The following is a 19,699-nucleotide window of genomic DNA, read 5'->3' on the forward strand; positions in this document are numbered from 1 at the left end:
CTGCCAGGATTCGGCCCATGGATCTCGCGTTCTTCACCGTCGAGGGCGACGGCCTGGTGCCCACCCCGATCGCTCGCAGCATGTGGAAGGACGACCAGATGCACGGCGTCGCGCTCTCCGGCGCGCTGGCGCGGACCGCCGAGCGGTGCGCGCACGACGCCGGGCGTGACGACCTGAGCCCGGCGCGGTGGACCGTCGACCTCTTCCGGCCCGCGTCGATGGTCCGGTGCGACCTCTCCGCCGAGGTGGTCCGCGACGGTCCGCGGATCTGCCTCGTCGACGTGCTGCTCGAGCAGGACGGTCGGCGGGTGGCCCGGGCGAGCGCGACGTTCCTCAAGCAGACCCGCTCCGCCCCCGGCGAGGTGTGGACCCCCTCCGAGCGGCCGTCGCCGCCGCCCGAGGACGTCGTGCCACCCAGCGAGGAGCCGCGGGTGCCGTTCTTCCACAGCGAGGAGAACGGGTGGTCGCAGCGGTTCTCCGACCACCAGAACGCCTCACGGAAGCAGACCTGGCAGACCGGGCTGCCGATCGTCGTCGGCGAGCGGCCGACCGCGTTCCAGGTCGTGGCCAGCGTCGCCGACGCCACCAGCATGGTCACCAATTGGGGCGCCAACGGCGTGGAGTACATCAACACCGACATCACCCTCGCCCTGTCCCGACCGGCCGTCGGGCTCGAGGTCGGGCTGGTCGCCGCGGACCGGATCGAGCACGACGGCGTCGCGGTGGGGACGGCGACGGTCCTCGACCGGGCCGGAGTCCTCGGCTCCTCGATGGTGACGTCGCTGGCGAACGCCGAGCGCGTGGTGAACTTCGAGAACGTCGAGTACACCGAGAGCGGCGAGCGCAGGAGCGTCTGAGCCAGCGACGCGACCTCAGGAGTTCGGGAGCGCCCCGCCGTACCTGCGGTCCCGGCGCGCGTAGGCGTCGATCGCCTCCCACAGGTGGCGCCGGTCGACGTCGGGCCAGAGGACGTCGCTGAAGACCATCTCGGAGTACGCCGCCTGCCAGAGCATGAAGTTCGACAGCCGCTGCTCCCCCGACGTCCGCCAGACCAGGTCGGCGTCGGCGAGCTCCGGGACGTACAGGTAGCGCGCGAAGGTCTTCTCGTCCACCCGGTCGGCGTTCACCCGTCCCGCGGCGACGTCCTTGGCCAGGGCCCGCGCGGCGTCGGCGAGCTCGGCCCGGCCGCCGTAGTTGACGCACATCGTCAGCGTCAGCACGTCGTTGTCGGCGGTCAGCTCCTCGGCGACCCGCAGCTCCTTGATCACCGACCGCCACAGCCGGGGCGCCCGCCCGGCCCACCGGACCCGGACGCCCAGCTCGTGCATCTCGTCGCGCCGCCGCCGGATCACGTCCCGGTTGAACCCCATGAGGAACCGGACCTCGTCGGGCGACCGCGACCAGTTCTCGGTGGAGAAGGCGTAGGCCGAGACGGCCTTGACCCCGATCTCGATCGCCCCCTCGACCACGTCGAAGAGCGCGTGCTCCCCCCGCTCGTGGCCGGCGGTGCGCGGCAGCCCCCGCTGCTTCGCCCACCGGCCGTTGCCGTCCATGATCACCGCGACGTGCCGGGGCACGAGCTCCGGCAGCAAGGCAGGCGGCCGCGCTCCGCTCGGGTGCGGCTCCGGAGGGCGTACGGCGGTCCGCCGGCTCCGAGCCCCTCGCGACCGACTGCGCATGTCACCCGTTCCTCTCGTCGATTCCGACCTACACTCCGACCACCGGGGAAGGGTGGAGGGATCAGATGTACACCACTCAGATCGAGCAGCAGCTCACGATCCTCCTGAGGCGCGTCCAGCGGATCCACTTCACCACGTCGGGCGGCGAGGTCGAGATGGACCGTTCGGCGTACGGCATCCTGTGCCGGCTCGTCGACGAGGGGCCGCAGCGGCTGGGCTCCCTCGCCCACGCGTTCGGGCTCGACCCGTCCACGATCACCCGGCAGGTGCAGTCGCTGGAGAACACCGGCTGGGTCGCCCGCCACGCCGACCCCACCGACCGGCGGGCCTCGCTCCTCGACGTCACGGACGAGGGCCGGGAGGTGCTGGTCGCCACCCGCGACCGGCGGCGGGAGTGGCTGAAGTTCACGTTGCGCGACTGGACGCCGGAGGAGATGGACGAGTTCGGGCGGTTGATCGAGAAGTTCAACCGCTCCATCGAGCGGGTGGTCGAGGACTGGGAGAACGGCACCAACCAGAACGGCGCGCCTGCCTGAGTCGGCTCCGGCTTCAACGCTGGAGGTGGGTGAGCGACTTCAGCCCTCGCTCGAGGTGCCACGCCAGGTAGGCCGCGACCAGCGTGCTGGCCTCCCGCAGGTGGCGCTCCTCCGTGGCGCCGACCGTCGCCCAGTCGCCGGAGAGCAGCGCCCCCAGGACGCGGACGGTCTCGGAGGCGGGGCGCGCCGAGCCGGGCAGCCGGCAGTCGCTGCAGAGCATCCCGCCCGCCGACGGGTTGAAGGCGACGTGCGGCCCCTCGAGGCCGCACCGGGCGCACCCGTCGAACGACGGGGCGTAGCCGGCCACCGCGAGCGAGCGGAGCAGGAAGGCGTCGAGCACCTGCGCGGGCGGGCGGCCGGCGTCGCACATGGCCCGGAGCGCGCCGACCAGCAGGAGGTACTGCTGGACCGCGGGCTCCTTGTCCTCGGTCACCAGCCGCTCGGCGGTCTCGAGCATGACGGTGCCGGCGGTGTAGGCGGCGTAGTCGGCGCCCACCCGGCTCGCGTAGGGCTCCAGCGTCTCCGCCTGGGTGATCACGTCGAGGCTCCGCGCCTCCGCCAGCTGCACGTCGACGTGGCTGAACGGCTCCAGCCGGGCGCCGAACCGTGAAGAGGTCCGGCGTACCCCCTTGGCGACCGCGCGGACCCGGCCGTGCCGGCGGGTCAGGAGGGTGATGATGCGGTCGGCCTCGCCCAGCTTCTGGGTGCGCAGCACGACCGCCTCGTCGCGGTAGAGGGGCACCGACCCATTGTGCCCGCTCAGGCGTGGCGGAGCCGGGCCGCCACGTGGCGCGCCCCGGCCAGCTCCTCGGCGAGCATCCGGGCGTCGGCGGCGAGGTGCACCGGGGCGCGCGGGTGGCCGACGACCAGCGCGGGCGCGTCGATCGTCCGCCGCTGCCGGCTCGAGCGAGGTGCCACCGACGACGGCCTGCTCGGCGCCGAGGTGGTCGAGGAGCGCCACGACCTGCTCGGCCCAGGCGGGGACGGAGTACTCCTTGGGGTCCTCGGGACGGTCCGAGCGGCCGTGGCCCAGCAGGTCCAGCGTCACCACGTGCATCCCCGCCGCGGCGAGCACCCGTCCGAGCCGGTCGTGCATGGTCCGCGGCACCAGCTGGCTCTGGAGGAGCACCACCCAACGGTCGCCGCCGCCGAACGCGGTGTACTCCAACCGGTCGTCGTCGATGAAGAACTGGCCGACGCGCTCCGACACCAGCCGTGAGGTCGTCATGCGCCCACTCTGAGCGCACGGGGCGGGGTGCGCAGCCGCGGCGCCACCGGCTACAACGGGAGCATGGTCGAGCTCGTGCGCGTCACCCCCGACGACTGGGAGGAGTGGCGGGAGGTCCGGCTGCGGGCGCTCACCGCCGACCCCGACGCCTTCGGCTCGGCCCTCTCCCGCGAGCAGGGGTGGGGCGAGGCCGACTGGCGCCGCCGGCTCGCCGGCGGACGCGACCTGGTCGCCCGCGTCGACGGGGTCACGGCGGCGACCGCGGGCTGGTTCGTCCGGGAGCCCGGCTGGGGCGACGTCGTCGCGATGTGGGTCGCTCCGACCCACCGCGGCCAGGGGCTGGGCCGGCTGCTCCTCGACGCGGTCGTCGCCGACATCGGCGCGGCCGGGCTGCGCGCCCGGCTGTGGGTGGCCGACGGCAACGGCTCCGCCCGCCGGCTGTACGAGCGCGCCGGGTTCACGCCCACCGGGGAGCAGGCGCCGATCCGGCCAGGGGCCACCCTGACCAAGTCGCTGCTCGTGCTGGGCGGCTGAGGGGGACGGGCTCAGCCGGCGTCGGCGGCCCAGTGGTGGCCGCCGGACGTCCCCGGCGACCGCGGTCCGTCCAGCGGCAGCCGGACGATGAAGGTGCTCCCCCGGTCCGGCTCGGACTCGACCAGGATGGTGCCGCCGTGGGCTTCCACGATCGACCGGGTGATGGCGAGGCCGAGCCCGATCCCCTGGATGGCGCGGTCCTCGGCCTCCTGGCTGCGGAAGAACCGCATGAAGAGCCGGCCGAGGTCCTCCGGCGCGATGCCGATGCCGGTGTCGCTCACCTTGAGCCAGAGGTCCTCGTCGCCACCCTCGAGCTCGACGGCGACGCTCCCCCCGCTCGGGGTGTACTTCACGGCGTTCGTCAGCAGGTTGTCGACGATCTGACGCAGCCGCACCGGGTCGCCGTGGACCACCAGCCCGGGCTGGACCGAGTGGCGCAGCCCCAGCCCCTGCGCCTCGGCGCGAGGGGCGTTGTGGGCGAGCGACTCGCGGACGATCGTCGAGAGGTCCGTGGGCTCGACGTCGAGCGCGACGTAGCCGTCGTCGACCTGCGCGGTGAGCAGCAGGTCGCTGACCAGGTCGAGGAGCCGCTCGGAGTTGCGCTTGGCGACCTCGAGCTTGCGGCGGACGCCCGGGTCGACGCCCTCCTCGTCGTCGAGGACCAGGTCGAGGAACCCCATGATCGAGGTCAGCGGCGTGCGGAGCTCGTGCGAGACCGAGGCGACGAAGTCGTCCTTCACCTTCAACGCGGCCATCAGCGGGGTGATGTCCTTGTAGACGAGGACCGCGCCGTCCCGCTCCCCGGAGCCGTCCCGCACCGAGCGCGCGGAGACCGAGAGCGCGAGCTGCTTGCTCGGCTCGGCTCCGATCCAGATCCGGTGGTCGTCGAACTCCTCGCCGAGGAGCGCGCGGGAGGTAGGCATCTCCTCGGTGGTGAGCCGGGTGACCCGGTCGGCGGCGAAGACGTCACCGAGCTGGCCGGCCCGGCCCGCGTGCCCCGCGGGGAAGGCGAGCGCCATGAAGGCCGCTTGACGAGGGTTGATCGACTGGTAGGTGCCGTCGCGGTCCAGCGCGACCAGCCCGACGTCGACGGTGCCGACGATCGCGTCGTTGAGGGCCCGGTTGGCGAGCACGTCGTCGAGCGCGCGGGCGAGCCGGGTGCCCTGCTCCTCGAGCTCGGAGTTCTGCCGCACCCAGACCTGGCCGGTGCCGGCCACGATGAACGCGCACAGGACGGCGAGGATGCTCAGCACCAGCCCGCGCGACCACCAGGCCGGTTCGGGGCCGTAGTAGACCAACGTCGGGGCGACCACGAAGGTGGCGGTGCCGAGGAACGCCAACCCGACGCCCCGGAGCCGGTGGTCGGCGGCGAGCCACATCGCCGGGAGCACGGCGAGCGGGCCGAAGCCGTTGCCGTCGGGAGTGAGCCGCATCAGCCCGATGCCGACGAGGTCGAGCATGAGGGTCGCGGTCAACAGCCACAGCGGCGCCGCGCGGCCGCCGACGAGCGCGAGCAGCGTGGCGACGGCGACGACACCGAGGCCGGCCATCACGAACGTGTCGGTCAGCCCGACCCCGGCCCACCCCGCGAGCAGCGCCAGGTTCGCCAGCAGCGGCACGAGCAGCACGAGCTGGCGGATGACGACCTTGGGCACGGCCATCACCGCCTGCCGGACACCCTCCGGCTCGTTCGTCGCCTGCACCCTGCCGCCCCTGTGCCGCTGCTCGTGATCGCTGCTCTGATCGCCGCTTCGATCGCCGTTGATCGCCTGTGCTCGCTGCCCCCGGGTCCCATGGTCCCAGAGCACGCGGTTCTCCGGAGCGGTTTGGACCAGTTAGCCGCGGTTCACCGCCGAGACGACCGCCTTCAGCGACGCCGTGACGATGTTCGGGTCGAGCCCGACGCCCCAGAGGACCTGGTCCCCGACGGCGCACTCCACGTAGGCCGCGGCGATCGCGTCACCTCCGGAGGAAAGTGCGTGCTCGGCGTAGTCCAGCACCCGGACGTCGTACCCGAGCTCGTCGGTCAGCGCCTCCACGAACGCCGACAGCGGCCCGTTGCCGGTGCCGACCAGGGTGCGGGGCTCCCCGTCGACGTACACGCGGACGGTGAGCTGGTCCTTCTCCCCCGCCGCCGACGAGGTGTGCACCGAGTTGAGCTTCAGCGGCGCCTCGCGGTCGAGGTAGGTCTCGCGGAAGTACCTCCACAGCGCGTCCGGGGAGACCTCGCCGCCCTCCTCGTCGGTGTGCTGCTGCACGACCCTCGAGAACTCGATCTGCAGCCGGCGCGGCAGGTCGAGCTTGTGGTCGGTCTTCATGATGTAGGCCACGCCGCCCTTGCCGGACTGGCTGTTGACCCGGATCACCGCCTCGTAGCTGCGGCCGACGTCGTGCGGGTCGATCGGGAGGTACGGCGCCTCCCACGGGATCTCCGCGACCGGCACGTTCTTCGCCGCGGCCTGGCGGTCGAGGTCCTCCAGCCCCTTCTTGATGGCGTCCTGGTGGGAGCCGGAGAAGGCGGTGTACACCAGGTCCCCTGCGTACGGGTGGCGCGGGTGGACCGGCAGCTGGGTGCAGTACTCCACCGTGCGACGGATCTCGTCGATGTCGGAGAAGTCGATCTGGGGGTCGATGCCCTGGCTGAAGAGGTTCATGCCGAGGGTCACCAGGCAGACGTTGCCGGTGCGCTCGCCGTGGCCGAACAGGCACCCCTCGACACGGTCGGCGCCGGCCATCAGGGCCAGCTCCGTCGCCGCGACGGCGGAGCCGCGGTCGTTGTGCGGGTGCAGGCTGATCGTGGTGTGCTCGCGGCGGGTCAGCTGCCGGGAGAACCACTCGATCTGGTCGGCGTACACGTTGGGGGTCGCGACCTCGACGGTGGCCGGCAGGTTGAGGATGATCTCGCGGCCGTCCTCGGGCTGCCAGACGTCGCTGACCGCCTCACAGACCTCGAGCGAGAACGGCAGCTCGGTGCTGGTGAAGATCTCCGGTGAGTACTCGTAGCCGATGACGGTCGCGTCGAGGTGCGACTCGACGTACTTCATGACCATCTCGGTGCCGCGCACCGCGATGTCCTTGACCTCGTCCTTGCTGGCGCGGAACACGACGCGGCGGAAGAGCGGCGCGAGCGCGTTGTAGAGGTGGATGTTCGCGTGGTGGATGCCGACCAACGACTGCACCGACCGCTCGATCAGGTCCTCACGGGCCTGGGTCAGCACCGAGATCGTGACGTCCTCGGGGACCCGGTCCTCCTCGACCAGCTGCCGGACGAAGTCGTAGTCGGTCTGGCTGGCGGACGGGAAGCCGACCTCGATCTCCTTGTAGCCCATCCGCACCAGCAGGTCGAACATCATCAGCTTGCGTGCGGGCGACATCGGGTCGATCAGCGCCTGGTTGCCGTCGCGGAGGTCGGTGGAGAGCCACCGCGGGGCCTTGGTGATCGTGGCGTCGGGCCAGGTGCGGTCGGGCAGCTGGACCGGCGGGAAGGGGCGGTAGCGCTCGAAGGGCATGCCGCTGGGCCGCTGGGTGGTGTGGTGGCGGTCGGCCATGGTTCAGGTTCTCCTCGCTGGCTGGGGTGTCCGGAAGCAACCACGAACTCCGCAGCGAGGGGGTCCGGTCGGTGTCAGACCTCGCTGCGGCAGCGAAGGAGGAGGCTGCGACGCATCATCGTGGGCCACCATACCGGGTCCGGCCCGGCATGTCCGCCGGAGGGGCGGGTACGGCTCCACCAGGGCGCGACGCGTCCGGCACCCGTACCCGTTCACAGGAGGAGCAGGAATGCCCGCGAAGGACGAGATGCCCTCGACCGTGCAGCGTTCGCCCAAGAAGGCGCAGCGCACGTGGAGCAAGGCGCACGACGCCGCCGTCGAGGAGTACGGCGAGGGCGAGCGCGCGCACCGCACGGCGTTCAGTGCCCTCAAGCACTCCTTCGAGAAGGTCGGCGACCGATGGGAGGGCAAGGAGGGCGGCAAGAAGGGCCCTTCGGATGCCCAGGCGGCCCGCAAGGGCGGACCGGCCCGCAAGGGAGGCGGTACGTCGGAGGGGGTCGACGCGAACGCGACCAAGAGCCACCTCCTCGACGTGGCGAAGCGGCTCGACGTCACCGGCCGGTCGCGGATGACCAAGGCCGAGCTGGTCGAGGCCATCCGGAAGGCGAACGCCCGGAGCACCCGGAAGGCGCGCTCCTGACCCTCAGGAGCCGGCGCCGACCGAGAGCCGCTTGATCAGGTCGCCCACCTCGGCCGGCGGGATCGCCGGGCTCCACAGGTAGCCCTGTCCGGTGGTGCACCCGAGGTCGAGCAGGATGTCCTGCTGGTTCGCGGTCTCCACACCCTCGGCGATCGTGTCGAGGCCGACGGTCTCGGCGAGCGTCAGGATCGAGCTGGCCAGCGTCCGGGCCCGGGCGTCCTCGTCGCTGAGCGGCGCCACGAACGAGCGGTCGACCTTGAGGATCGACAGCGGGAGCGTCTGCAGGTAGCGCAGTGAGCTGTAGCCGGTGCCGAAGTCGTCGACCGCGAGCCGGAGCCCCTCGTCGGTCAGCCGGTGCAGGATGCGGCTGACCCGCTCCGGATCGCGCATGACCGCGCTCTCGGTGACCTCGAGGACCAGCCGGTCGGGCGGCACGCACCCGTCGCCGAGCGCCGACTCGAGGGCCGCCTGGAAGCCGCCCGGCAGGTCGAGGGTGGCGGCGGAGACGTTGACCGAGAGGTAGGCGTCGGCGGAGACCACGCCGGCGTCGCGGAGCGCCCGCATGTCCGCGCACGCGCGGCCCAGCACGAGCTCGTCGAGCCGGGAGGAATTCCCGGTGACCTCGAAGGCGGCCACGATCTCGTCGGGCCGGATCGCGCCGAGCGTCGGGTGGTGCCACCGCAGCAGCGCCTCGAACCCCTTCACGGTGCCCGTGGTCATGTCGATCAGCGGCTGGTAGTGCAGCCGGATCTGGTCGGACGGGACGTCGCGCCTCGCGAGCGAGGCGATCGCCCTCCGGCGACGGTGCCGGCGGTCGAGCTCGTCGTCGAAGACCAGGACCCCGTCGTCCCCGCACCGCTTCGCCTCGTCGAGCGCGATGCCGGCGTAGCGGAGCAGCTCCTCGGGCGCGTGCGGCGGCGAGATCGCGATCCCCACGGTCGCCGAGAGCGGGTGCCCCTCGACGGCCACCTGGAGGCCGCGGAGCGCGGCCCGGACCCGGGCCGTCACCTGCTCCACCTCGGGGAGGGTGAGGTCGTGCAGGACCAGCGCGAACTCGTCGCCACCGAGCCGCACTGCCGCGTGCGTGTCCCCCGCCAGCTCGCGCAGCCGCTCGGCCACCTCGATCAACAGCCGGTCGCCGCCCTCGTGGCCGTGGGCCTCGTTGACCGACTTCAGGTCGTCGAGGTCGAGCATCACGACGGCGACCCGGCCGCGGTCGCGGTCCCGCGCCGCCTCGGCGAGCCGCTCGGTGAGCACCCGGCGGTTGCCGAGCCCGGTGAGCGGGTCCTCCAGGGCCTGGCGGCGCAGCACCGCCTCGGCTCGCCGCTCGACGGTGACGTCGCTGAACATCCCGAGCGAGCCGAGGAACTCGCCCTCGGCGGTCACGTAGGGACTCGCCGAGATGCTCAGCACGCGACGGGAGCCGTCGGGGTGCGGGTAGTGGACGTCGTACTTCTCGGGGCCGCGCTGCAGCCGCTCGGCCAGCCCGGCGCGGCTGCGCTCGGCGTCGGCGGGCTCGAACAGCTCCGGGACGGAGAGGTTCTCGAGCTCCTCGACGGGGCGGCCGAGCAGCTCGCCCATGCGCCGGTTGATGAACAGCGGCTTGCCGTCGTGGCCGACCGCGAGGATCCCCTCCTGGGCGGCGTCGACGACGGTGCGGAGCCGGGTCTCGAAGTCGCGCGCGGCCTCCTGGGCCTGCACCTCGGCGGTCACGTCGCGCACCGTGACGACGAAGCCGCCGATGACCGTGTCGTGGAGCCGGTTGGTCAGGGTGCAGTCGAGCCAGTGCCAGTCGCCCTTGGCGTCGAGGCCGCGCAGCCGGACGGTGACCACCCGGGCCGGTGACGCGCCGACGTCCTCGAGGGCCTGGCGCATCTCGTCGCGGTCGTCGGGGTGGACGAAGTCGAACCCGACCCGGGCGAGGAGCTCGTAGGGCGCGTACCCGAGCATCTCCTCGATGCTGGGCGCCACGTAGATCAGGTGCGCCTCGCCGTCGATCACCACCGACACGTCGGTGCTCAGCTCGTGGAGGCTCTCCCAGAACTCGAGCTGCCGCTCGGCCCGGTGGCTGGGCACACCGGGCTGCTCCGGCGACCCGGCCGGCTCGCTCTCCCCCCGAGAGTCGGGAGCGCGCGACGCATCCATAGCCCTCAGGGCCCTCCCCGTGATGATCGTGTCTGTTGTCACAATACCCACTCGAGTCACGAAACGGACTATTCGCATGCGTACGACCGAGGATCGGTCCCGCGATGGTGGCCGGAGGAGGCGGTCGGAGGTGGGTCAGGCGGAGAGACGGGAGCGCGCCGCGCTGCGGTGCCGCTCGAGCAGCCGGTCGATCTGCTCGACCAGGCCCATCGGGTCGAACGGCTTCGAGATGACGCCGGCCACGGCCAGGTCGTCCCAGAGCCGGCCCTCGCCGACCTGCACCTTGGCGGTCAGGAGGATCACCGGGATGTCCCGGGTGCGGGGGTCCTGCTGGAGGAGCCGGAAGGTGCCCGGACCGTCGAGGTCCGGCATCATCACGTCGAGCAGCACCAGGTCGGGTTGCTCCTCGACCGCGAGCCGGACGGCGGTCGCACCACGGTCGGTGTCGACGACGCTCCAGCCACCCATGAGCTCCAGCGCAACGCCAGTGATCTCACGGATGTCGTCGTCGTCGTCGACGACCAGGACCTTGCGTCCGGGCACGGGAGCCTCCCCCCTAGGGTGTCCCTTCCACGGTAGGCCTTTGTTCGGGCACGCGCCGGGTTTCTCCAGATTTCTCGCGCTGGAACGGCACGGCGGCGTAGTAGGTCTGGGTGTCGACGGGGCGGACCTTGCCGAACTCTCCCAGCATCAGCTGGGCGACGTCGGCGAGCCCGACGACCTCGTCGTTGTAGGCGCAGATGTCGAAGGCACACATCGCGTCCTTGGCCAGCAGGTCCTCGGTGATCTGCCGGGCGAGGAGGCTGAACGCGTGGGTGCGCCGGCGGCCGGGGGCGACCATGGTGAAGCCGAGGTAGTAGATCGCGTCGCGCTCGGCGAACTCGGGGTACTGGTGGGCGAAGAACTGCGGGCTGACCCAGTGGACCGTCTCGAGGTCGTTGGTGAGCGTCAGCAGCCCGAGCGGCTCGGCGGAGTCGTCGTCGCGGACGAGGTACTTGTCGACGCGCTCGTCGTACATCGTCTCGAGGAACTCGTCCTTGTGGAACAGGTGCCGGTTGGCGGCCCGGATGGCGATGTCGCCGAAGGTCTCGAGGTACATCTCGTAGAGCCGTTCCGCCGTCGGCGCGTCGATGCGACGGACGACGTCGACGGACATCCCTGCGGTGCGTTGTGATCCGACCATGGGGCTCCCATCCCGTGTGCTCCCGACCCCCTGCGGGTCACCCTAAAGGGTGCACAACGCAACTGGTAGGACCGTGTGGTCACACCGTGTGTCCCGTTCGTCCCTCACACCGGGCGCGGCGCGACCCCGTCCGACGGTGCCTCGACCGGCGCCGGCTCGGCGCGCGGGAGCGTGAACCGCAGCACCGTCCCACGGCCGAGCTCGCTGTCGGCCCAGATCCGGCCGCCGTGCCGCTCGATGATCCCGCGGCTGATCGCGAGCCCGATCCCGGTGCCGCCCTTCTCCCGGGAGTCCGAGGAGTCGACCTGCTCGAACGGCTCGAAGATCGACAGCAGCTTGTCGGCGGGGATGCCGCGCCCCTGGTCGGAGACGACGAAGGTGACGTGCTCGTCGTTCTCGATCGACTCCAGCCTGACCGTTGCGCCGGCCGGGGAGAACTTGATGGCGTTGCCGACGAGGTTGGTGAGGGTCTGCACGATCCGGTCGGAGTCCGCGAGGACCCGGCCCGGGGTGGGACCGACGACGAGGCGGACCCCCTCGGACTCGGCGAGCGGCGCCATCTCCTTCGCCGTGGTCCGCATCAGCACGCCGACCTCGCTCGGCGCGATGTCCATCGGCAGCTTGCCGGAGCGGATCCGCTCGACGTCGAGGATGTCGTTGATCAGCCGGGAGAGCCGGTCGCTGCTCTGCACCGCGATCGAGACCATCCGCTGCGCCTGCGGCGTCAGCTCGACGAAGGTCCCGCTGCCGAGCATCCCGAGCGAGCCGCGGATCGAGGTCAGCGGGGTGCGCAGCTCGTGGCTGACGATCGAGAGGAACTCGTCCTTCATCCGGTCGACCTCGCGGCGCTGGGTCACGTCGCGGAAGGCCACCACTGCACCCGAGATGCGGTCCTCGTCGAGCAGCGGGCTGGCGGTCACCTCGACCGGGAACGTGGAGCCGTCGCGGCGCCGGTAGACGTCCTCCTCGGAGGAGACCACGCGCCCCTCCGCGATCGCGTGCCGGACGTAGCACGAGTGCCGCTCGTGGCCGGTGTCGCCGGGCTCGGCGCCGTGCAGCCGCTCGTGCGCGTCGTGGCCGAGCAGCTGCTCGGGTAGGAATCCCAGCGCGAGCGCGGCCGACGGGTTGGCGAAGGTGACCCGCCCCTCGAGGTCCACGCCGTAGATGCCGTCGCCGACCGAGTTGAGCATCACCTCGAGCTGGCGGGTGACCCGGCTGAGGTCCTTGGTCTTCTCACGGACCCGCTGCTCGAGCCCGCCGCGGAGCCGCTGGTTGTCGATGACGAGCAGGATCTGCCGGGCGCCGACCGCCAGCACGAGCACCACCCAGACCGCGGCGAGCGTCTCGGTGAGCGGGCCGCCCGGGGAGAGCGCCTGGACCGCCGCGGCGACCAGGAAGAGCGAGAAGACGAGGACCGTGCCCTGGACGTCGACCCGGCCGCTCGCCGGGCGCGGGGCGGAGTCCCGGGTTGCCGCCGGGTGCCAGGGGCAGGCGGCGAGGAAGAGGTACGCCGAGATCCACGGCACGTCGGGGAGACCGCCCGCGGTGTAGGCGTCCTGCACGTTGGCCACCGCGAACCCGAGGTCGCTGGCGGCCCACAGCACGTAGGCGAACGCCACGAGCCCGTAGAAGGACCGGTTCCCCTGGCTGCGGATCACCAGCAGCAGGGCGACCGTCGCCACCGCCACGTCGAGGACCGGGAAGACCAGCGCGCCCGGCCGCTCCGCGACCTCCCCGGACTCGACGATCCGGGAGAAGACGAGCACCAGCGCGATGATCAGCACCGCGCAGCCGGTGACGATCCCGTCGAGCCAGCTGACGACGAGCCGGGCTCCGCCGAATGGCGTGTCGGAGAGGTTGAGCAGGCCGAAGACGCAGACCACGAAGGCGCCGGCGATCAGCGCGTCGCCGGCGAGGCTGGGGTCCGCGACGGCGTCGCCGCCGAAGAGGCTCGTCACCACGTTGCCGGCGAGCACCATGGCGGCGGCGGTCGCGAGCACCCGCCACGCCTTCCGGCGTCGCCGGCCGGTGGCCCTGCGCGCCGCGACCGCGGCGCTGGCCATGATCGACACCCCGCCGAAGAGGAACCCCATCGCGCTCACGGTCTCGCGCGTCGAGTGCGGCAGCGGGCTCGAGAGCAGCAGCGCGAAGACGGCAGACAGCACCACCGCCGCCCCCAGTGCAAGGGGGAAGGCGCGCGAATGAAGGGCCGGAGCGGGGGCGCTCATGATGGGTCCAAGCGTAGGGAAACGGCCGTCCCCCATGTCCGTTTTGGCGTTATTGGCGGTGACGCGCACGCGGGGGCGGTGATACTGGCCACGTGGCGAAGCTGCTCGTGGTCCACCACTCCCCGACCCGGGGCACCGCCGCCCTGCTCGAGGCGGTCCTCGAGGGGACCCGCGACGACGCCATCGAGGGGGTCGAGGTCACGGCTCGCCCGGCGCTCGAGGCGACCGTCGACGACGTGCTGGCGGCCGACGGCTACCTCCTCGGCACCCCGGCCAACTTCGGCTACATGAGCGGCGCCCTGAAGCACTTCTTCGACTCCACCTTCCTGGCGGTCGGCGGCGCGCTGTCCGACGACGGGTCGGCCGGCGGCTCCGGAGGGCGGACCGCGGGCCGCCCGTACGGCCTGTGGGTGCACGGGCGCTACGACACCGCGGGCGCGGTGCGCAGCGTGCAGTCGATCGTCGGCGCGCTCGGCTGGCGGCAGTCCGCCGAGCTCCTCGAGGTGCGGGGCGACGTCACCGAGGAGCACCGCGACGCGGCCTACGAGCTCGGCGGGACGCTGGCAGCACTTCTCTCGTGACCCGCCCGCCGCGGCTCCGTCGCCGCGCCCGGGGCACCAGTACGGTGAGCGGGTTCCCGACCTGAGGGGTGGCCGGTGCTCCGAGCGGCAGCCGTGACCGGCGCGTTGGTCTGCGTCCTGCTCGCCGGGTGCACCGGCACCGCCGACGGCGAGGACGAGGAGCTCTCGCTGGACCCCCCCGAGCCCGGCGCCTGCCGGGCCCTGGAACCGGAGGACGTCGGGGCGAGCAGCGACGACTCCCCCACCGTCCCCTGCACCCAGGCGCACACGGCCGAGACCTTCCTCGTCGCCGCCCTCGAGCCGCCGCTCGCCGACGTCGGGCGCGACGACCCGCGGCTCGCGCAGGACGCCTACCGCCGGTGCAGCCGCGGGTTCCGGAAGCTCACCGGGGCCGACGACAGCCTCGCGCTCCGCACCGTCCTCTCGTGGGCCTGGTTCCGCCCGTCGGAGGAGCAGTGGGAGGCGGGCGCCCGCTGGTACCGCTGCGACGTCGTCGGCGGCACCGAGGAGTCGGCCTCGCTCGTCGGGCTCCCCCGCACCGCCGAGGGGGTGCTCCTCGGCATCCCGGCCGACCGGTGGATGGCGTGCGTGGACGACGAGGAGGTGGTCGGCGCCGTGCCGGTGCCGTGCTCCGAGCCGCACGGCTGGCGGGCCGCCACCACGATCGTCGTCGGCAAGGAGGGCGACCCCTATCCCGGGGACCGCGTCGTCGAGGTGCTCAGCCGGGACTACTGCTCGGACTCCGTGGGAGCCTGGTTGCACTATCCCCTGGACTACGAGTACGCGTACACCTGGTTCGGCGAGGCCGAGTGGGACGCGGGGAACCGGAGGAGCGTGTGCTGGGCGAGGACCGACCAGTGAGGCTCGCATGAGGGCCGGGGCACGGGCGGCCGGCCGGCTGGTCGCCGCCGCGCTGCTGGTCACGCTCGTGGCGTGCACCGGCGACGACGAGGCCGGCCCCGACGAGGACCGGACGTCGACCCCGACGGCCACCCGCACGCCCCCGCCCGAGCCCCCTCGGGTCGGGGAGTGCCGCCGGCTGACCCTGGACGACGCCGGGCTGCCCAGCAACGACGCCGAACCGGTCGTCTGCCACCGGCGACACACCGCCGTCACCGTCCTCGTCGGGGACCTCGCCTCGGTGGCGCGCGGCCGGGGCGGCGAGGTCGACGTCGAGGCGAGGCCCGTGCAGCGACGGGTCGCCGGACGGTGCCGCGGGGAGCTGCCCCGCTTCCTCGGCGGCGACGACGAGACCCGCACGCTCAGCCGGTTCCAGGTCGTCTGGTTCCTGCCCACGGCGGAGGAGCAGGAGGCCGGTGCCGACTGGTTCCGCTGCGACGTGCTCGCCCTCGACCGGGGCGAGCGGCTGATGCGGCTTCCACCGCCGGGCCGGCTGCGCGGCGTGCTGGACCGGCCCCGGGGGCTCGGCACCTTCGGGCTGTGCGGCACCGCGGCCCCCGGCGAGCGCGGGTTCGAGCGGGTGGCGTGCGCGCGCCGGCACAGCTGGGTCGCGATCGGCACGATCCCGCTCGAGGGCGGGCGCCGCTACCCCGGCGTGGCGACCGTGCGCGAGGCGGGCGACGAGCCTTGCGCGGATCGGGTCCGCGAGCGGCAGGGGTTCCCCACGGAGTTCCGCTACGGCTGGGAGTGGCCGACCGCCGAGCAGTGGGCGGCCGGGCAGCGCCACGGGTTCTGCTGGGCACCTGCCTGAGCCGCGCGCCGAGCGCTCAGAAGCCGAGCCGGCGCAGCTGGCGCGGGTCGCGCTGCCAGTCCTTCGCGATCTTGACGTGGAGGTCGAGGTAGACCGGCGTGCCCAGCATCGCCTCGATGCTGCGCCGGGCCTGCGTCCCCACCTCGCGGAGCCGTGACCCCTTGTGGCCGATGACGATCCCCTTCTGCGACGACCGCTCGACGAAGAGGTTCGCGTGGACGTCGAGCAGCGGCTTGTCCTCGGGGCGGTCGGGACGGAGCCCCATCTCCTCGACGACGACCGCGATCGAGTGCGGCAGCTCGTCGCGGACTCCCTCGAGGGCCGCCTCCCGGATCAGGTCGGCGACGATCGCCTCCTCGGGGGTGTCGGTGAGCTCGCCCTCGGGATACAGCGCCGGCCCCTCGGGCATCCGGGCCAGCAGCAGGTCGGCCAGCAGCTCCACCTGGTCACCCGCCACCGCCGAGACGGGCACGACCTCGGCCCAGTCGACACCGGTCTCGCGTCCCAGCGCGGCGATGTCGAGCAGGTGCTGCGCCAACCGGTCCTTCGGCACCAGGTCGGTCTTGGTGGCGATCGCGAACTTCGTCGACCGGCGCACCTTGGCCAGCTCGCCGACCAGGAACTTGTCACCCGGACCAATTCTCTGGTCCGAGGGGAAGCAGGCGGCGACCACGTCGACCTCGGCCCAGGTCGTCGTCACCAGGTCGTTGAGCCGCTCCCCCAGCAGCGTGCGCGGCCGGTGCAGCCCGGGGGTGTCGACGAGCACCAGCTGGCCGTCGCCCCGGTGCAGGATGCCGCGGACCACGGTGCGCGTGGTTTGGGGCCGCGACGACGTGATCGCCACCTTCGAGCCGACCAGCGCGTTGGTCAGCGTCGACTTCCCGGCGTTGGGTCGGCCGACGAAGCAGGCGAACCCGCTCCGGAATGGCTGCTCGTCGGCCACGCCGCTCAGCTCAACCAGTCGGGCCGCAGCGGGAAGTCCGAGCGGCCGTCCTCGTGGAGCTTCACCGCGAGCACCTGGTGGAGCTGGATGTCGTCGATCTCGAAGCCACGGCTGCAGCCCGAGAGGTAGAGCCCCCAGACCTTCGCGGTGCCCTCGCCCACCTCGGCGACGCACTCGTCCCAGTTCGCCGCGAGGTTCCTGGCCCACGCACGGCAGGTCAGCGCGTAGTGCTCGCGGAGGTTCTCCTCGTGGCGCACCTCGAGGCCGACGTCCTGGATCTCGGTGATGATCCTGCCCGAGCCGGTGAGCTCGCCGTCCGGGAAGATGTAGCGGTCGATGAAGGCGCCCGCGCTGACCGACCGGTTGTGCGGCCGGGTGATGCAGTGGTTGAGCAGCCGCCCGCCCGGGACGAGCTTGTCGCGCAGGAACGAGAAGTACGCCGGGTAGTTCTTGATCCCGATGTGCTCGGTGAGCCCGATCGAGCTGATCGCGTCGAAGTCACCCTCCGCCACGTCGCGGTAGTCCATGTGCCGGACCTCCGCGAGGTGGTCGAGCCCCTCGCGCTTGATCGCCTCCTGGGCCCACGTCGCCTGCTCGCGGGACAGGGTGACCCCGAGCGCCCTGACGCCGTAGTGCTTCGCCGCGTGGAGGACCATGCCGCCCCAGCCGCACCCGACGTCGAGGAGCCGCATCCCCTCGCGCAGCCCGAGCTTGCGGGCCACCAGGTCGTGCTTGAACTCCTGGGCCTCCTCCAGCGTCGCACCGGCGTGCGGGTAGCAGGCGCAGGTGTAGGTCATCGACGGCCCGAGCACCAGCTCGTAGAAGCGGTTGGACACGTCGTAGTGGTGGTGGATCGCCTCGGCGTCGCGAGTGCGGCTGTGCCGCGCGCCCTCGACGAGCCGGCGCCACCTCGGCAGGTGCTCCTGCGGGGGCGGCGGCGGCGGGACCAGGTGGCGGATGCCCAGCCCGCGCAGCAACCGCACCGCCTCGGCCGGCGACGGCGCCTTGAGCGTGAAGCGGCTCATCGCCAGCTCCATCAGCTCGTAGGGGTCCCCGGGGTGGATGCCCTCCAGCTCGAGGTCGCCGGCGACGTAGGCGCGGGCCATGCCCAGGTCGCCCGGCGCGGTCAGGATGTAGGAGAGGCCGCGCTCGTTGCGCAGGTGCACCCGCACCTTCGCGTCCTCGGGGCCGGCCGAGCTCCCGTCGTACGCCGTGAAACGGAACGGGATCCCGTGCTCGAAGAGCGTCTCGAGCGCGCCCGCGATCGTGATGTCGTGCGTGGTGGTCCCAGAGGTCATCGCGTCCTCACCGCCTTCTCGTAGAGCCCCGTCAGTCGTCCGTCCGGATCGTGTTCGCGTCGCACCTCGTCGAGGTTGGCGGTGCCGTAGAGCGCGTCGAACGTCGCGCGGTCGTAGTAGGCGTCGGAGTACAGCGACTTGTGGCCGCCGAGCTCGCTGACCTTCAGCTCGACCATGCGGTTCACGTCACCGTCGCTGCGCCCATCGGCGATCGGCACGGTCCCCCAGAACCCGACGTTGACGTAGGTCGTGCCCGGGTCGAGGGGGTACGACGGCCACGTGCGCGCCGCGAGCCGCGCACCGCCGGGGCCCTCGGCCTCACGGAGCCGCAGCGGGCAGAGCCACACCGGTCGCATCCCGACCTCGGCGTCGAACCACTCGACGAAGGCGCGGGTGCGGTCGGCCGGCACCTCGATGTCCTGGATGACGCGCTCGCGCCGGACCCCCTGTCGCCGGTCGCGCCAGGCGGAGAACCCGACCTTCGCGTCGAACCCGATCAACCGGTGGTAGACGTCGCTGCGCCGGTAGCGCCGGGGCCAGAGCCGGCGGACGCCGGGGCGGTGCAACCCGAACGCTCCGGAGCACCAGAACCAGTCGGTGTCCCAGCGCCAGAGGTAGTCGTGCATCGTGAGCCGGTCGCGGTCGCGCTCCTGGAGCGAGCGGTAGTAGATCCGCTCGCCGGTGTAGTCGCTCGTCGCCCCAGGTCGGTCGGACCAGGTGGCCAGCGTCAGGTAGCTCTCCTGCGGCGAGAACGCGACGCCGTCGAGCCCGTCGACCCGCTGCCCCTCCCACGCCCGGTCGGCGGTGATGCGCTCCACCGCGGCGGTCAGCTCGTCGAGGTCGCGGAAGCGGAGGTGGCGGAGCTCGACGTACGCCGGGACGCGCTCGAGCTCGATGCGCAGCCGCGTGGCGTAGCCGAGCGAGCCGTAGGAGTTCGGGAAGGCGTCGAAGAGCCGGTCCCCCGGCTTCACCGTGACGACCTCGCCGGAGCCGGTGAACACGTCCATCTCGAGCACCGACTCGTGCGGCAGCCCGTTGCGGAACGAGGTGGACTCGATGCCGAGCCCGGTCACCGCGCCGCCGAGCGTGATCGTGCGGAGCTGGGGGACGACGAGCGGGATGAAACCGTGCGGCAGGGTCGCGTCGACGAGCGCCTCGTAGGTGCACATCCCCTGCACGTCGGCGGTGCCGGCGGCGGGGTCGACCTCGATGACGCCGGTCAGCCCCGAGACGTCGAGCCCCTGCGTGCGGTCGTGCGCGCCGGAGCGGAAGAGGTTCGAGGTCCGCTTGGCCAGCCGGACCGGGGCGTCCTCCGGGATCGCGGCGTAGGAGTCCACCAGCCGCCGGACACCCTCCGCGTGCGTCTCCCACCCCACCACGCCAGTCACGGCCCTCAACTTACCGCCCGTGGGTCCCGGCGCTCCTCGGCCCCTCGTGCACGACGC

General features: G+C 72.4%; 18 protein-coding genes and 1 pseudogene. 7 read left to right on the forward strand and 12 right to left on the reverse strand.

Annotated elements, in window-relative coordinates:
• Positions 1–17 precede the first annotated feature (17 nt).
• Complete coding sequence (locus FIP57_RS21585) at positions 18–857, forward strand: acyl-CoA thioesterase domain-containing protein (RefSeq protein ID WP_148575679.1); 840 nt, start codon at positions 18–20, stop codon at positions 855–857.
• A 15-nt stretch (positions 858–872) separates the two neighbouring features.
• Here FIP57_RS21585 and FIP57_RS21590 read toward each other — a convergent pair whose 3' ends face one another.
• Complete coding sequence (locus FIP57_RS21590) at positions 873–1,679, reverse strand: isoprenyl transferase (protein ID WP_148575681.1); 807 nt, start codon at positions 1,677–1,679, stop codon at positions 873–875.
• Between the two features lie 65 nt (positions 1,680–1,744).
• On the opposite strand from FIP57_RS21590, the gene FIP57_RS21595 reads away from it, so the two are divergent.
• Complete coding sequence (locus tag FIP57_RS21595) at positions 1,745–2,215, forward strand: MarR family winged helix-turn-helix transcriptional regulator (RefSeq protein ID WP_148575683.1); 471 nt, start codon at positions 1,745–1,747, stop codon at positions 2,213–2,215.
• A gap of 13 nt (positions 2,216–2,228) precedes the next feature.
• Here FIP57_RS21595 and recO read toward each other — a convergent pair whose 3' ends face one another.
• Positions 2,229–2,957 carry a DNA repair protein RecO gene (gene recO / locus FIP57_RS21600; protein ID WP_148575804.1) on the reverse strand — a complete coding sequence of 243 codons (729 nt, stop codon included), beginning with the start codon at positions 2,955–2,957 and terminating at the stop codon, positions 2,229–2,231.
• Positions 2,958–3,131: 174 nt separating this feature from the next.
• Positions 3,132–3,443, reverse strand: a pseudogene (locus FIP57_RS24460) (alpha/beta fold hydrolase); the annotation flags it as partial.
• A 63-nt stretch (positions 3,444–3,506) separates the two neighbouring features.
• Between FIP57_RS24460 and FIP57_RS21610 the strand changes: the two are divergent.
• Positions 3,507–3,977, forward strand: coding sequence for a GNAT family N-acetyltransferase (locus FIP57_RS21610; protein ID WP_148575685.1), 471 nt, complete (start codon positions 3,507–3,509; stop codon positions 3,975–3,977).
• An 11-nt stretch (positions 3,978–3,988) separates the two neighbouring features.
• On the opposite strand, the gene FIP57_RS21615 is transcribed toward FIP57_RS21610, so the two are convergent.
• On the reverse strand, positions 3,989–5,680 hold the full coding sequence (locus tag FIP57_RS21615) for a sensor histidine kinase (protein WP_148575687.1): 1,692 nt from the start codon (positions 5,678–5,680) through the stop codon (positions 3,989–3,991).
• A 132-nt stretch (positions 5,681–5,812) separates the two neighbouring features.
• Positions 5,813–7,525, reverse strand: a complete 1,713-nt coding sequence (gene leuA / locus FIP57_RS21620; RefSeq protein WP_148575689.1) for a 2-isopropylmalate synthase — start codon at positions 7,523–7,525, stop codon at positions 5,813–5,815.
• Between the two features lie 229 nt (positions 7,526–7,754).
• Here leuA and FIP57_RS21625 point away from each other — a divergent pair, with 229 nt between their 5' ends.
• Positions 7,755–8,165, forward strand: a complete 411-nt coding sequence (locus tag FIP57_RS21625) for a ChaB family protein (protein WP_148575692.1) — start codon at positions 7,755–7,757, stop codon at positions 8,163–8,165.
• Between the two features lie 3 nt (positions 8,166–8,168).
• Here the strand turns inward: FIP57_RS21625 and FIP57_RS21630 are convergent, their stop codons facing one another.
• From FIP57_RS21630 to FIP57_RS21645, 4 genes are all read right to left on the reverse strand, one after another.
• Positions 8,169–10,241: a putative bifunctional diguanylate cyclase/phosphodiesterase gene (locus tag FIP57_RS21630; RefSeq protein ID WP_162529923.1), complete on the reverse strand. Its 2,073-nt coding sequence runs from the start codon at positions 10,239–10,241 to the stop codon at positions 8,169–8,171.
• A gap of 204 nt (positions 10,242–10,445) precedes the next feature.
• The gene (locus FIP57_RS21635; RefSeq protein WP_148575696.1) at positions 10,446–10,853 is read right to left on the reverse strand and encodes a response regulator; all 408 of its coding nucleotides are present in this window, start codon (positions 10,851–10,853) and stop codon (positions 10,446–10,448) included.
• 13 nt (positions 10,854–10,866) lie between these two features.
• Complete coding sequence (locus FIP57_RS21640; protein WP_148575698.1) at positions 10,867–11,493, reverse strand: hypothetical protein; 627 nt, start codon at positions 11,491–11,493, stop codon at positions 10,867–10,869.
• Between the two features lie 104 nt (positions 11,494–11,597).
• Positions 11,598–13,721 carry a sensor histidine kinase gene (locus tag FIP57_RS21645; RefSeq protein WP_148575700.1) on the reverse strand — a complete coding sequence of 708 codons (2,124 nt, stop codon included), beginning with the start codon at positions 13,719–13,721 and terminating at the stop codon, positions 11,598–11,600.
• A 92-nt stretch (positions 13,722–13,813) separates the two neighbouring features.
• On the opposite strand from FIP57_RS21645, the gene FIP57_RS21650 reads away from it, so the two are divergent.
• The 3 genes from FIP57_RS21650 to FIP57_RS21660 all read left to right on the forward strand — a co-directional run bounded on the left by FIP57_RS21650 (position 13,814) and on the right by FIP57_RS21660 (position 16,013).
• Entirely contained in the window at positions 13,814–14,302 is a 489-nt protein-coding gene (locus FIP57_RS21650) for a flavodoxin family protein (RefSeq protein ID WP_148575702.1), read from the forward strand.
• 75 nt (positions 14,303–14,377) lie between these two features.
• The gene (locus tag FIP57_RS21655) at positions 14,378–15,163 is read left to right on the forward strand and encodes a septum formation family protein (protein WP_148575704.1); all 786 of its coding nucleotides are present in this window, start codon (positions 14,378–14,380) and stop codon (positions 15,161–15,163) included.
• A gap of 7 nt (positions 15,164–15,170) precedes the next feature.
• Complete coding sequence (locus FIP57_RS21660) at positions 15,171–16,013, forward strand: septum formation family protein (protein WP_148575706.1); 843 nt, start codon at positions 15,171–15,173, stop codon at positions 16,011–16,013.
• A 16-nt stretch (positions 16,014–16,029) separates the two neighbouring features.
• Here FIP57_RS21660 and era read toward each other — a convergent pair whose 3' ends face one another.
• The 3 genes from era to FIP57_RS21675 are packed head-to-tail and all read right to left on the reverse strand — an operon-like array spanning position 16,030 to position 19,642.
• Positions 16,030–16,956 (reverse strand): GTPase Era, encoded by a 927-nt coding sequence (gene era, locus FIP57_RS21665; protein WP_238993657.1) that lies wholly within the window; start codon positions 16,954–16,956, stop codon positions 16,030–16,032.
• A gap of 5 nt (positions 16,957–16,961) precedes the next feature.
• On the reverse strand, positions 16,962–18,254 hold the full coding sequence (locus FIP57_RS21670) for an SAM-dependent methyltransferase (RefSeq protein ID WP_148575708.1): 1,293 nt from the start codon (positions 18,252–18,254) through the stop codon (positions 16,962–16,964).
• Positions 18,251–19,642, reverse strand: a complete 1,392-nt coding sequence (locus tag FIP57_RS21675) for an FAD-binding oxidoreductase (RefSeq protein WP_238993658.1) — start codon at positions 19,640–19,642, stop codon at positions 18,251–18,253. Before FIP57_RS21675 ends, FIP57_RS21670 begins: the two co-directional genes overlap by 4 nt.
• Positions 19,643–19,699 lie beyond the last annotated feature (57 nt).

Source organism: Nocardioides caldifontis (assembly GCF_008087345.1).
Classification (GTDB): domain Bacteria; phylum Actinomycetota; class Actinomycetes; order Propionibacteriales; family Nocardioidaceae; genus Marmoricola_A; species Marmoricola_A caldifontis.